Genomic DNA, 13,687 nt, shown 5'->3' with positions numbered 1-13,687 from the left:
TCTCCATTGTGAGAAAGACAAAGCGCTATGACCACAGCCATTCGCGTGCACGAGACCGGGGGACCCGAGGTTCTCAGAGTCGAACAGATAGATATCGGCGAACCGGGGCCCGGGGAGGCGCGCGTGCGTCACACTGCCATCGGCGTCAACTTCATCGACACCTATTTCCGCTCGGGGCTCTATAAGACCGCAATGCCCTTTGTGCCGGGCAATGAAGGGGCGGGCATAGTTGAAGCGGTGGGCGAAGGCGTCAATTTCGTAAAAGTCGGTGACCGGGTGGTCTATTCGGCGACCCCCGGCGGCTATGCGCAGGCGCGCCTGATCGCTGCCGACAAGTTGATTCCCATTCCTGATGGCATCAGCGACGAAGTGGCGGCGGCGGTCTTTCTCAAAGGCCTGACCGCGCAATACCTATTGCGCCGGACCTTTCGTGTCGGGCCGGGACATACGGTCTTGATCCACGCGGCGGCGGGGGGCGTTGGGCTGATCGCCGGGCAGTGGGCCAGGGCTCTGGGGGCCACGGTGATCGGCACCGCAGGTTCTGAGGCCAAGATCGAACTCGCGCGGCACAATGGCTATAGCCATCTGATCAACTACCGCACCGAAGATTTCGTGGCGCGCGTTCTGGAGATTACTGGCGGGCGCAAGGTCGATGTCGTCTATGATTCGGTGGGCAAGGACACGTTCGATGGATCACTTGATGTGCTGAAACCGTTAGGCCTGATGGTGTCATTTGGGCAGAGTTCTGGTGCCGTGCCACCGGTCGATATTTCGGTGCTGAATACGAAGGGTTCGCTATTCCTGACCCGGCCTTCGGTTTTCGGTTATAACTTGGACCGCGCGACGCTTTTAGACTCCGCCGCGGACCTGTTTGGCGTTATTTTGAATGGCAAAGTCCGTGTACGGATTGATCAGCGTTTTGCGCTAACCGAGGCGCGCGCGGCTCATGAAGCACTCGAGAGCCGCGCCACCACCGGCAGCACCTTGCTTATCCCTTAACCCACTGGATCGCGTGGCGTGATGGCGAGTGGATTCGCCCGATCGTCTGTGCGCGGAGCAAAATCAGGGATGCCGAGATCGGCATGGCCGTGGTCACCGGGATCGGCACGCTCGCCCGTGGCCATGGCCTGAAGGAAGGCGACGCCGGCGGCAATCAGGCCAGGGCTGTCCCAGAATTCGGCTTCGCTCGCGTTAAAACGCAGCAGGCGCAGATTGGGATCGTCCTTGCCGCCGGGGAACCACGCCTTGTCCGCCGCTGACCACAGTTCATCGATAATCACTGGGTCGCGACTGATGCTCACCGTGCCATTGAGGGCGACATAATTGTGGCCCTTAGGGTCGGAAAAGGTGAGAAGCGCCTCCGGATTGGCTTCGATTTCACCAATCTTGCCTGTGTCAGCCCCGGTAAAGAACCACAGCACGCCGTCAAAGGCCTTGTCCTCCGGGTGGCGAATTTGCGGCATCATGGGCCGCGCGTGCAGCAGGCCAGTCGCAGCGTGCGTCGCCAGCATAGCCACCTTAGTGTCCTTGATCAGGGACCAGATACGTTCGCGGGCCTCTTGGCCATACAGGGTCGTCATGCTTTGCCTCTTTTGTCTCGCTGGCACCCCGCCGCAGCCCTCCATTTGCATCGCGTGCGCGTAAAATAGCCATAGGAAGGGACGCTGCGCGCATATAGTCTGCCGACAAAAGGGAGACACCACATGGCTCATGCACGCGCCCATATCGGCACCGTCGACTTTCTCACCACCATTGAAACCGGCGGACGCACCCTCACCGCCGACGAACCTGAAGCTCTGGGCGGCGGCAATGCTGGATTTGCACCCTACGACCTGCTGCTAGCCTCTCTGGCCGCCTGTACCTGTATCACCCTACGCATGTATGCGGCGCACAAGGGCTGGCCGCTGGAGGCCATCGATGTTGAACTGCACCACAGCAAGGACGACAAGCGCTCAAAAATCACACGTTTGCTGACCCTTAAGGGAGCCCTGGATGAGGCCCAGAGGGCGCGACTGGCCGAGGTGGTTGAACGCACACCGGTCACCCTGACGCTCAAGGAAGGGGCGGATATCACGACCACGTTTGGTTAAAGCGTTCGTCGGCCCAGCTGAGACGACAAGCTCTCTAAGCTTCTGTTTGGTAGAGATATTTTTTTTCGAAAACCGTTCACGCTTTTCGACATGTCGCTCTAAATCGCCAAACTGAGTTGCTGCGGTTCGGCCTGCGCCTGCGAACCGCCCAGCGACGATAGGGTGACGCCCAGCAGACGAATCCCCTTGGCGATTGGGAAGACGCTTTCGAGCAGACTGCCCGACAGACGGGCCAGTTCACCCTTGTTGAGCACGATGGCAGCCGCGGTGTGACTGCGGGTGATCTGCTGGAAGTCGGTATATTTGACCTTAAGCGTCACGGTGCGGCCGCGCGTGCCGTGCTGATCGCAATAGCGCCACACCTTGTCCACGATAGGTGAAAGGGCTGCGCGCGCGGCCTCCAGTGAGAAGATGTCCTGAAAGAAGGTGTTTTCCGCGCCCACGGACTTGCGCACCCGGTCCGGCTGCACGCGGCGATGGTCGATGCCGCGCGCAATATTGTAGTAATAGTCGCCCGACACGCCGAAATGCTTTTGCAGAAAGGCCAGATCCTGCGCCTTGAGATCTGCCCCGGTCAGGATGCCCAGCCGATTCATCTTCTCTTCGGTCGCCGGGCCGATGCCGTGGAAGCGCCCCACCATCAGGGTCTCTACAAACTCAGGCCCCATGCGCGGCGTGATGACGTAAAGCCCGTCTGGCTTGCGATAGTCCGACGCCATCTTGGCCAAAAACTTGTTATAGGACACACCCGCCGAAGCCGTTAGTCCGGTCGCCAGCTTGATCCGCGCCCGGATTTCCTGCGCGATCAGGGTCGCCGAGGCGATAGCTTTGTGATTGTGCGTGACGTCGAGATAGGCCTCATCGAGCGACAGTGGTTCCACCAGTTCCGTATAGTCCTCAAAAATGTCGCGGATCTGTTTCGAGACGGCCTTATAAGCGTCAAAGCGCGGCTTGACGAATATCAGCTCCGGGCACTTGCGTCGCGCCGTCACCGACGGCATGGCCGAACGGATGCCGTATTTGCGCGCTTCGTATGAGGCCGCCGCCACAACGCCGCGTTCCAGTCCGCCCACCGCCACCGGCTTGCCGCGCAGTTCAGGATTATCGCGCTGTTCCACTGAGGCGTAGAAGGCATCCATATCAACGTGGATGATCTTGCGCAGAGGTTCGATGTTCTCGTTTTCCATGGTGCGGTTCCGCAGCGTCATTAGAACGTAACGCGAACATAGCACAAAAAGGGAACAAATCAAGCGGTCTGAATCTCGCCTTCCGCCTCTAACAGCGCCGCCTTGCGCTCCACACCCCAGCGATAACCCGACAGGCTGCCATCGGTACGCACCACCCGGTGACAGGGTATGGCCACGGCGATCTTGTTGGCCGCACAGGCCGAGGCCACGGCGCGCACGGCCGCGGGCAGGCCCACCCGCTCGGCCAGTTCGCTATAAGAGACGCGCGTACCAGCCGGCAGCGCCTGAAGCGCGGCCCACACCTTCTGCTGGAACAGGGTGCCGCGAATATCGAGCGGCAGGTCGAGCGCGGTTTGCGGCGCTTCGATCAGACCAGCCACACACGCCATCGTATTTTCAAACGCCGCGTCCCCACCGATTAGTTCGGCTTCGGGAAAGGCGTCCTGAAGGTCGCGCACCAGCGCCTCCGGGTCATCGCCCAGAAAAACCGCACAGACACCCTTTTCGCTGCGGGCCACCAACAACGCACCCAGACGCGATTGGCCCACGGCGAAGCGGATCACCTCGGCCACCCCGCCCTTGCGGAAGGTGCGCGGCGACATACCCAGTGCGTTAGCCGTATCAGCGTAGAACCGGCTGGGGGCATTGAAGCCGGCTTCGTAGATGGCTTCGGTGACGCTGCCGCTGGTCTTCAGCGCCGCCCGCATCCGGCCGCTGCGGTGGGCGCGGGCATAGGCCTTGGGGGTCAGACCCGTGGCCGCTTTGAACACTCGGTGAAAATGAAAGGGGCTAAGGCCCGCCCGCTGAGCCAGCGCCTCGAGGGTCGGTTCGGCCTCCGCGGTTTCAATCTCGCGGCAGGCCTCGGCGATGCGATGCGCCTGAAGGGCGCGCTGACCGCCTTGATCGGGCTGGCAGCGCTTGCAAGGGCGGAAGCCGGCGGCCTGTGCCTCCGGGCTAGTGGCAAAAAAGCGCACATTCTCAGGCTTTGGCCGCCGCGAGGGGCAGGTGCAGCGGCAATAGACGCCGGTGGTCTTCACGGCATAGACAAAAGCGCAGTCTTGCGTCGCATCGCGGGCGATTAGGGCTAGCCAGCGCGGGTCTTCACTCATGGCAAAGGCAGTGGTCATGGATGGTTCCTCACTCACCGGATACCTCCATTTTGAACGGTTTAAGGCCCCTGCGCGTCCCGCCGCTTGCGGTCAAACTTGGGCGGTCACCTTCAGTTGTCACCCGACAGGACGTAAGAGGCGACGGTGACGTACTTGCGACCGGCCTCCTGTGCGTGCTGCACGCAATCAGCCAGGGCTTCCAGCTTGCGCAGCGTCGCCAGCTTGATCAACATGGGCAGGTTGAGCCCGGCGATCACCTCGGCCTTGGTCTGTTCCATGACAGAGATGGCCAGATTCGACGGGGTGCCCCCGAACATGTCGGTCAGCAGGATCACACCGTCACCACTGTCATTGGCGAAAGTCGCCTTGAGGATGTCCTGACGGCGCTGAGCCACGTCGTCTTCGGGCCCGATACAGATGGCCGTCACCTGATCCTGCGGTCCTACAACGTGTTCCATGGCGGATACAAACTCTTCCGCCAGACCGCCGTGGGTCACGATCACCAGTCCGATCATATAAAGGTCATCCCTACACGTGACCGCCCGTCGGGTCCCGGATTTCGGGTCGAGGCGGGGCACAAGAAACTGATTATAGACCCAATTCACTGCACTGCAAAAAGGTCTTTCGATTTAGGACGAAAATGCGACGGTGCCAAGGCCGATCCGCGGGATCACGACAGAAGACGCAGTCGGGTGAGCAGTTTGGCCACAGTCGAAGCTTCCCTTGGGTTAAGCCTGATGGTGGGCAGGTCGTGCCCCAGAAGGGGGGTCAACTCGGATTCGGGCAGGCGCTCCGGCGGCGATAATTGGCAGTGCACACAAAGACTTACGCGCGTTAAGGGGCGACGGGGCTGCGGCGTGATGCCGATACCACGCACCTCAAGGCGCCCGGCAATGGTCTCCGGGGCGCTGGCGAAAATGTGATCACCTGATGCCCACAGGACCGAGTAGTCGTCGCCCACGAGCTGAAACCCAGCCTCCATCGCGCGCAGGGCGAGATCACTCTTACCTACGCCCGATGGCCCCATCAACAACACGCCGCGCCACTGGCCCCGAATGGGTACGGTCAGCGACGTGGCGTGGAGAATGATTCGGGACAAGGGCGGCTCCGCGGGGTTATCCCTCCCCAGCTTGCTGGGCCGTGGGGGCTTACTTATTCAACACGCTATAAAAATGGACATATCGCAATACGCCCCACCCCCACGCCCTGACGGCCGCTGCCCCCTCCCTGCCGGAGGCAGGGAGGTTTAGGGATGAGTCACTGATACACGTTCGGCAGGGTGATGGTAAAGCGCGCGCCGGCGATGGTGTGGTCGCTGTTCAGACGATTCTCGGCCCAGATGCGGCCATCCTGCGCCTCGATGATCTGGCGCGAAATCGACAGGCCCAGACCTGAATTGCGGCCGAAATCCGTGCCCTTGGGCCGCGAGGTATAGAAACGCTGAAAGATGGTCTCCAGGTTTTCCGCCGGGATGCCGGGGCCGTCGTCCTCGATGACGATTTGCAGCGGGCGCTTCGGGTCGGCGTCGGAATAGACGACGCAAACGCGCACCGTACCGCCTTCGGGCGAGAAGGAGCGCGCATTGTCGATGACATTGCGGAAGACCTGCCCCAGCGGCCCTTCGCGGCCCATCACCTTTGACGCCGCCGGGGACAGTTTGCGTTCCAGACTGACCGCCGCACCCTCGGGCATATGCTGATAGAGGGAGACAATGTCTTCGAGTAGCGCGCCGACATCGACGGGTTTGGGCACATCGCGCGCCAATTCGGCGTCAAGGCGTGAAGCATTGGAAATGTCGGTGATAAGGCGGTCGGCGCGCCGCACATCCTGCTGGATAACGGCCATCAGCCGCGCCTTGGCCGTCTCGTCCTTGACCAGGCTGAGTGTCTCCAGTGCACTGCGGATCGAAGTCAGGGGGTTCTTAATCTCATGCGATACATCGGCAGCAAAGCGGTCGATATCGTCCATACGCTTTTGCAGAGCTTCAGTCATGGATTGTAGCGAACGCGCCAGAATCCCCACCTCATCGTGGCGCGATTCCAGATCGGGAAGCGAGAACGTGCGCGCCTTCTGCATCCGAACGGCATCGGCGGCGTCGGACAGGCGATGGATCGGCCGGCTGACCAGCCAGTGCAGCAGCAGCGATGAAAAGAGACTGACGCCCAGCGCCACTAGAATAAAGGGTAGCATGGCCCAGCGCTGCGCCGCGACGATGGTGTCCACGTCGCCCGCCTCGATGGTCAGGACGCCCAGTATGGCCTTGACCCGCTTCAGCGGCACCGAGACAGAAACGACCTTTTCGCCCTTTTCGTTATAGCGCACCGACGCGACCGGCTCACCGCTTAAGGCCTGTCTGACCTCGGCATCTAGCGCCTCACGCGCCTTTTCCTGCCGCAGATTGCGCGCCTTGCGGCGCTCGGTATCGGGCAGGGTGTCCTCGACCGGCGGCAGGCTGCGCACATCGATCTGTTCAGAGACGGAATAGGAGTCGGTAAGGACGTGCCCCTTGGCATCGAACAAACGCGCACGCTGCTCTGCGGGGATGAAGCGCCCCAGTACCAGCACGGCATATTGCGGCTCAAGATAGGGCTCCGGATCACCGGCGGTCGCGACCTCAGCGATGATCTCGCCCATCGTCTCCGCCTGTGCCATCAACGACTCCTTACGGTTGTCGATCAGGCCCTGACGGAATTCATTGAGCACCAGCGCGCCGGTGATCAGCACCAGCAGCCCGGCCAGATTGAGCAACAGGATCAGCCGCCCCAGCCGCGCACGGAAAAAACCGATGCGCGCAAAGGGCGGCAGAAGGCGGCGCTGCGGGGTTTCGGTGCCGTCCATTATCTATACCTCCCCACTGGATTGGGGAGACGGGCTCAATAGGCCCCACCACCACCGCATCTGTGCGCCTGCGGCGGCCCGTATGGTCCCCCTCTCCGGCAAAGCCGGGCAGGTATGAGGGAAGCGGGCAAGCGGCATGGTCACACTTCGCGATAGCGATAGCCAACGCCATAGAGGGTTTCGATGGAGTCAAACTCCTGATCGACCAGACGGAACTTCTTTCGCATGCGCTTGATATGGCTGTCGATGGTGCGGTCATCGACATAGACCTGATCGTCATAGGCGGCGTCCATCAGGTTGTCGCGGCTTTTGACGAAGCCGGGACGCTGCGCCAGCGCGTGCAGCAGCAGGAACTCGGTTACGGTCAGGCGCACGGGCTTGCCCTCCCAGGTGCATTCGTGGCGCGCGGCATCCATGACCAGCTTACCACGCTTCAGCGACTTGGCGTTCAGCGCTTCCTGCGTTTCAGGCGGCTCGGATTGATCGACGACGCCGGCTCGGCGCAGCACGGCCTTCACGCGCTCCAGAAGCAGGCGCTGCGAGAAGGGCTTGTGCATATAGTCGTCAGCGCCGAGGTTGAAGCCCAGCACTTCGTCGATCTCATCATCCTTCGACGTCAGGATGATCACCGGCAGGTTGGAATTCATGCGCAGGCGTCGCAGCACCTCCATGCCGTCCATGCGCGGCATCTTCACATCAAGGATCGCCAGATCGGGCGGGTCCTTTTCCAGTGCGGCCAGACCGGTCGCGCCGTCGTGATAGGCCTGCACCGTATGTCCGCCGCTCTCCAGCGCCAGCGAAACGCTGGTGACAATGTTTTCGTCATCATCGACAAGGGTAATTCTGGCCATAAGCCCTCCGGTTGTCTTACCTGTGGCGCAACATATAACGCCGTTTACGGCAAACACTCAATTGTTGACCAAATATAGGCCACTCCGGGGTGATAATCAGGCCCCGACGTCGCTTCAACGTTAATTTAACAGGATTCGTCCATATTTCGACGCGAATGGCAGGGTTTGTGACACCCGCGTCATAAAGAGCCAATTCTTGACGTCACGCTTGAGGCTTTATGGCCGGTCAGATCCACTACGAAATCTTTTCGCGAAAGACGCCGCAATCGGGCTGGGTGCTGCAAAATGCGCTGGAAGACCGCGACGCCGCTATCGCACAGGCACGTGAGCTACTGAATGCCCGTCGCGCCGCCGCCATCAAGGTGACCAAGGAAGTCTTTTCCGACGATACCGGGGAGTTTCGCACCTATACCGTCCTCACCGAGGGGCTGCCTGAAACGCGCAGCAAACCGAAGGTCGCCAGCAGTGCCGAGCCCATCTGCACCTCGCCGCAGGACCTCTATAGCCGCCACGCCCGTGAGACCATTGCCCGCGTGCTCGAAGACTGGCTGCGGCGTCAGGGGGCGACGGTGTTCGAATTGCTGCACAGTCCCGTCCTTTGTGAGCGGCTGGACGTTTCGACCAATGACCTGACGCATGCCATTCAGAAGGTCGCCATCCCCGAATCTGAAGAAACTGGGGCCTCGATCCACGAGATTATGCGCCGTTGGACCAATCTGACGGATAAGGCCATTAACCGCGTGATCGGCGACGGGCGCAAAAAAGTGTTCGGTGATATCGACCTCGACGGCGATATTGCGGCTCAGGTCGCGCGCATCGGACAATCGCCAGAGCGTGGCTACGCCTTTGGCGGCGCGGTAGCCAAGCTGATGGGCGCAGACCGCAGTGCCGGGCGCAAGCTGATCCCGCTGACGCGTATCGCTGCCACCATAGTCAGTAAGCCGGAACTGAAATGGGCGGTCGACGTCATTGAAACGCCTATCATCGAGCTTTTTGCGCGCAAAGGCGGTCTGGCGGAAATTCTGGGAAGCGACATCAGCCTAGGCGAAGGTCTGGCTTTTCTGACCCATATGGTCAGTGGTGAGGCCATCGAACGCCTCAGTCAGGTCGATTCGGGCATTGGGCGTGCCTTACCGCCGCCGCCTGCGCACCTTGAAGAGTTTGCACGTCTGATCCGTGACGGCCATTTCCGCGACCTGCGCCTTCAGGCGTTTCGTAACGTGCTAGGCGAACTGCGGGGCGTAAAGCGGCTGATGCCAGACAATCCGGTGGGCGAAATCGACCTCCTGCGCGCCATGGCGCTGGCACTCACGGCCGGCAGCCAGCAGCAGGTCGAGCGCGAAGACATTTCCGACGCCTTTATCGAACGCTCCAAAATGCTGGTGTCGAGCGCCTTCGTCGAAGGGCTGACGCGGTCGGCACCACACTGCCTCGAAGAGATCGAGCGTCTGTTGTGGCTGTGTGAGAACGTGGTCGGGACGGCTAATAAAAAACAAGCGGCGCGCTGGCTGTTGTCGGCCCTGACAGCGCATCGATTTGAAACGGACCTGCGTGATCCCAAACGCCCAGCGGGGCAGCGGCTTCAGTTGTTGGCCCTGCTGCAACGGCGCATCACAAAGGCGGCGCTGGGTGAAAGCGATACCGATGCCGCTCATGCGCGGCTGGGGCAAATCGGCGTACAGATCGCCAGCGATGTGCAGTTGATCCCGCATATCCTGAAAGGTTCGAAATCGCCTCTTCAGCGGATGGCGGCCCTGCTGGGTCTTGCCACCGGTCAGTCGGGGCCGCTGGGCGCACTCAGCGAACTGGCCAAGGCGGAAGTCATGAAGCAGTTGCGCGTAGCTGATGTGCGCGCCAGCCTGATGGAAGACCCGGCGGCGCTGGTCCGGCTCAAACCCCTTCTGGTGCAGGCTGGTCTGGCGGCATAAGCACAAAAAAGCCCGGCAAAATCACCGGGCTTTCCGCTCCAAAAAACAGCTATTCTACGCCGCGCGCACCTGCGCCAAAAAGCCGTTGACTTGCGCCTGCAACTTCGCTGCCTGTTGCGCCAGTTCGGACGAAGCACTCAGCACCTGAGACGCGCCCGTGCCGGTTTCTTCAGCCATTCGGGCCACGCCCGTAATGTTTTGCGTCACGTCAATCGCGCCGGTTGAAGCCTGAGTTACGGACAATACGATCTCGCTGGTGGCAGCGCCCTGCTGCTCTACTGCGGCGGCGATGGTGGCGGAGGACTCGTTGATGATACGGATGGTATGCGAGATGTTTTCGATAGCTCGGACCGCCTGTTCGGTGGTCGCCTGAATACCAGCGATCTGCTGATTGATCTCAGTAGTGGCACGGGCCGTCTGGGTGGCCAGCGTCTTCACTTCGGCGGCGACAACGGCAAAGCCCTTGCCCGCTTCACCGGCGCGCGCCGATTCGATTGTGGCGTTGAGCGCCAGCAGGTTGGTCTGCGAGGCGATACTCGAGATCATGTCCACGATGCTCGTGATGCGACCTGCCGCACCCGACAGCTCATTGACGATAGCATAGGTGGCTTCGGCCTCCATGACCGCTTCGCCCGCCTTGCTAAGCGAGTGACGCACCTGACGGCTGATTTCAGAGATCGAAGCCCCCAGTTCTTCGGCTGACCCGGCCACAGAGGTGACACTGCTTCCGGCTTGCTCGGCCGCAGCGGAAACCGATTGTGCCTTTGCCGAGGATTCCTGCGCCGATGCGGACAACTGCGCCGCCGTGGCCTGCATTTCCGTCGCGGCGGAGGATACCATTTCGACCACGCCCCCGATGGCCCCTTCGAAGTCTGCCGCCAGATCCTGCATCGCTTGCCTGCGCTGATGCTCGGACTCTTCACGAGCCCTGGCCGCTTCGGCTTCCAGTGTTCGGTTGCGGATCAGGCCATCGCGGAAGACCTCAACAGAAGCCGCCATCTGACCGATTTCGTTCCGTTCACCCAGATTGGGTACCTTTACGTCCGCCTGACCGCCCGACAGGGCCTTCATAACGTCCGACATCCGCGCAATCGGGACAGAGACGGCGCGGATCATCATGAAGCCGATTAGGGCCGCACTTAGGGCGGTCACGCACAGCGCGATCAGGATCAGGGTGCGGGCCGTCGCGCCTTGTTCCATGCCATGAGCGGCGGCCTTGTTGCCGGCCTCCACCTGGTAGGCGCGGGCTTCTTGAATATAATTGCGAAGTACGCGGGCCTGTGTGCGCATTTCTTGCGAGAAATAGGCCTGAGCCGCGGCCATGTCACCGGTGTCAATCAACCCGGCATAATGCTCGCTATTGGCCATGTAGGTTTTGAGTTCTGTGCGGATTTTCTCCGACTGCGCCCGCTCCTCCGGGCTGGTCAGGTGGCGCGTACCGCCTTCTATGGCTTGCGTCAGCTGAGCCAATTCCTGATTAACGCTGTCGCGAATTTCCGACCGTTCAGACTCTGGAACAGTCGAAAGCTGAAGCTGGCGAAATCGGGCCAGTTCAAAACTCTGACCGGCTTCGCCTAGGCTGTGAGAGGCGGGCAGCCAGTGGGTGGCGAGATCATTAAGGGATCCATTGACGATGGCCAGACGGTTGATGGCGAACAGACCCAGTCCCAGCGTGCAGGCAAGGACAACCGAAAAGGCAGCGATAATCCGTAACCGGATAGAAAAGTTTTTGAACATCATCCCCTCTGAATAATTGTGCCGCAGGCCCAAACAATTCAAAGAGGAGCGTTATCCGAAACTGTAAAAACAGGGTTAAAAAAGTGTGCGTGCGGATTATAAAACTTTTGAGAGAGGGCCGCGGTAATCTTGTAAGGGCCAAATCTTGCTTCAGCCCGACCTCATCCGGAGGTCAAAAACGCGAGACTGTCTCATTTGCGTCAGACAGATGAGACAATCTTGGAAGGCGTACCCAAACTCATTTCCCCTCCCCCTCAGTACTACGCCGCGCGCACCTGCGCCAGGAAGCCGTTGACCTGTGCCCGCAACATCTCCGCCTGTTGCGCCAGTTCGGAGGAGGCATTGAGCACCTGAGAGGCGCCCATCCCGGTTTCTTCTGCCAAACGCGCGACACCGGTGATGCTTTGCGTCACCTCGGTCGTGCCCATCGAGGCCTGATTGACCGCCTGTACGATCTCGCCCGTCGCCGCGCCCTGCTGCTCCACCGCGGCGGCGATGGTGGCGGAGGACTCGTTGATGATGCGGATGGTTTGCGAGATGTTTCCGATAGCTCGCACCGCCTGTTCGGTGGTCGCCTGAATACCAGCGATCTGCTGATTGATCTCCGTGGTGGCACGGGCCGTCTGAGTGGCCAGCGTCTTCACTTCGGCGGCGACGACGGCAAAGCCCTTCCCGGCCTCACCGGCTCGGGCCGATTCGATGGTGGCATTGAGCGCCAGCAGGTTGGTTTGCGACGCAATGCCCGAAATCATGTCCACGATACCGGTGATGCGGCCTGCGGCTTCTGACAGTTCGTTGACAATGGCCGAGGTGGCTTCGGCCTCGGTGACGGCTTCGCGTGCCTTGGTAAGCGAATGCTGCACCTGACGGCTTATCTCCGAGACAGAAGCCCCCAGTTCCTCAGCCGAACCGGCCACCGAGGTCACATTGGTGCCCGCCTCTTCGGCTGCCGCCGACACCGACTGTGCCTGCGCTGAGGATTCCTGCGCCGAAGCGGTCAGTTGCGCCGCCGTGGCCTGCATTTCCGTCGCGGCGGAGGACACCATTTCTACTACGCCACCAATAGCGCCTTCGAAATCGGCAGCCAGATCACGCATTGCCTGCTTGCGCTGATATTCGGACTCGTCACGAGCCTTGGCCGCTTCGACTTCCAGCGCTCGGTTGCGGATCAGGCCATCGCGGAAGACTTCGACAGAAGCCGCCATCTGACCGATTTCGTTACGTTCACCCAGATTGGGTACCTTCACGTCCGCCTGACCGCCCGACAGGGCCTTCATCACGTCCGACATGCGCGCGATCGGCACGGAGACGCCGCGAATCATCAAAAAGCCGATCAGGGCAGCAAACACCGCCGTCCCGGCCAGTGCGATCAGGATCAGTGTAGCGGCCGATTTGCCCGTGGCGATACCCTTAGCCGCGGCCTTGTTGCCTTCTTCGACCTGATACGCACGATCGGCACGAATAGCGTCGCGCAGGGTGCGGGCCTGAGCCTGCATATCGTTCATAAAGAAGGATTGTGCAGTCACCATATCGCCCGCCGACACCAGATCAAGATAGCGCTGGCTGTTGGTGCGGTAGCCCTGCATCGTGCCGTAGATCTTGTCGGCCAGCGCCTGCTCCTCGCCGTTGGAGATCATCGTCTTGTAGCTCTCAAGCGTCTCTTCGAGGTCCTTAGACGCCTTGGCGATATTTTCGACGATTTCCGGACGCTCGGCCTCAGCGACGATCAGCAGTTGCGATTGACGCAGGCGCATCAGTTCAAAGGTTTGCGAAGCGTCACCCAGCGTATTGGCCGTCGGCAGCCAGTTCGAGCCCAGATCATCGACCGAGCGGTTGACGGCGTTCAACTGACTGACACTGAACACCCCCAGTCCCGCCGTAGCGAAAAGGATCAGGGCGAAGGCCGCGACGATACGCGCGCGAATGGTGAGATTTTTGAACATTGAG

12 protein-coding genes are annotated in these 13,687 nt (G+C 60.9%); 3 read left to right on the top strand and 9 right to left on the bottom strand.

What is annotated here, in order from left to right; genetic code table 11:
* Positions 1-27 precede the first annotated feature (27 nt).
* Positions 28-999, top strand: coding sequence for a quinone oxidoreductase family protein (locus ASTEX_RS02340; protein WP_013478005.1), 972 nt, complete (start codon positions 28-30; stop codon positions 997-999).
* Here ASTEX_RS02340 and ASTEX_RS02335 read toward each other — a convergent pair.
* Positions 996-1,580, bottom strand: coding sequence for a pyridoxamine 5'-phosphate oxidase family protein (locus ASTEX_RS02335; RefSeq protein ID WP_013478004.1), 585 nt, complete (start codon positions 1,578-1,580; stop codon positions 996-998). The genes ASTEX_RS02340 and ASTEX_RS02335 overlap by 4 nt on opposite strands.
* 123 nt (positions 1,581-1,703) lie before the next feature.
* Between ASTEX_RS02335 and ASTEX_RS02330 the strand changes: the two genes are divergently transcribed.
* A complete protein-coding gene (locus ASTEX_RS02330) occupies positions 1,704-2,090 on the top strand; it encodes an OsmC family protein (RefSeq protein WP_013478003.1) in 387 nt (128 codons plus the stop codon).
* Between the two features lie 98 nt (positions 2,091-2,188).
* Here the strand turns inward: ASTEX_RS02330 and dinB are convergent, their stop codons facing one another.
* From dinB to ASTEX_RS02300, 6 genes are all read right to left on the bottom strand, one after another.
* Complete coding sequence (gene dinB / locus ASTEX_RS02325) at positions 2,189-3,277, bottom strand: DNA polymerase IV (RefSeq protein WP_013478002.1); 1,089 nt, start codon at positions 3,275-3,277, stop codon at positions 2,189-2,191.
* 59 nt (positions 3,278-3,336) lie between these two features.
* Entirely contained in the window at positions 3,337-4,404 is a 1,068-nt protein-coding gene (gene ada / locus ASTEX_RS02320) for a bifunctional DNA-binding transcriptional regulator/O6-methylguanine-DNA methyltransferase Ada (protein ID WP_013478001.1), read from the bottom strand.
* A gap of 92 nt (positions 4,405-4,496) precedes the next feature.
* Positions 4,497-4,901 carry a PTS sugar transporter subunit IIA gene (locus tag ASTEX_RS02315; protein WP_013478000.1) on the bottom strand — a complete coding sequence of 135 codons (405 nt, stop codon included), beginning with the start codon at positions 4,899-4,901 and terminating at the stop codon, positions 4,497-4,499.
* Between the two features lie 155 nt (positions 4,902-5,056).
* A complete protein-coding gene (locus tag ASTEX_RS02310; RefSeq protein WP_013477999.1) occupies positions 5,057-5,485 on the bottom strand; it encodes an HPr kinase/phosphorylase in 429 nt (142 codons plus the stop codon).
* A 158-nt stretch (positions 5,486-5,643) separates the two neighbouring features.
* Complete coding sequence (locus ASTEX_RS02305) at positions 5,644-7,224, bottom strand: stimulus-sensing domain-containing protein (protein WP_013477998.1); 1,581 nt, start codon at positions 7,222-7,224, stop codon at positions 5,644-5,646.
* A gap of 140 nt (positions 7,225-7,364) precedes the next feature.
* Positions 7,365-8,075, bottom strand: coding sequence for a two-component response regulator ChvI (locus ASTEX_RS02300; protein ID WP_013477997.1), 711 nt, complete (start codon positions 8,073-8,075; stop codon positions 7,365-7,367).
* Between the two features lie 218 nt (positions 8,076-8,293).
* On the opposite strand from ASTEX_RS02300, the gene ASTEX_RS02295 reads away from it, so the two are divergent.
* Complete coding sequence (locus ASTEX_RS02295; protein ID WP_013477996.1) at positions 8,294-10,003, top strand: hypothetical protein; 1,710 nt, start codon at positions 8,294-8,296, stop codon at positions 10,001-10,003.
* A gap of 54 nt (positions 10,004-10,057) precedes the next feature.
* On the opposite strand, the gene ASTEX_RS02290 is transcribed toward ASTEX_RS02295, so the two are convergent.
* Positions 10,058-11,743: a methyl-accepting chemotaxis protein gene (locus tag ASTEX_RS02290; RefSeq protein WP_245532520.1), complete on the bottom strand. Its 1,686-nt coding sequence runs from the start codon at positions 11,741-11,743 to the stop codon at positions 10,058-10,060.
* 257 nt (positions 11,744-12,000) lie between these two features.
* Positions 12,001-13,683 (bottom strand): methyl-accepting chemotaxis protein, encoded by a 1,683-nt coding sequence (locus ASTEX_RS02285; RefSeq protein ID WP_013477994.1) that lies wholly within the window; start codon positions 13,681-13,683, stop codon positions 12,001-12,003.
* Positions 13,684-13,687: the final 4 nt, after the last annotated feature.

Origin of the sequence: Asticcacaulis excentricus CB 48, from assembly GCF_000175215.2 — a bacterium.
GTDB lineage: Bacteria > Pseudomonadota > Alphaproteobacteria > Caulobacterales > Caulobacteraceae > Asticcacaulis > Asticcacaulis excentricus.
The sequence above is the reverse complement of the archived record's forward strand: the minus strand, read 5'-3'. Positions and strand labels throughout refer to the sequence as shown.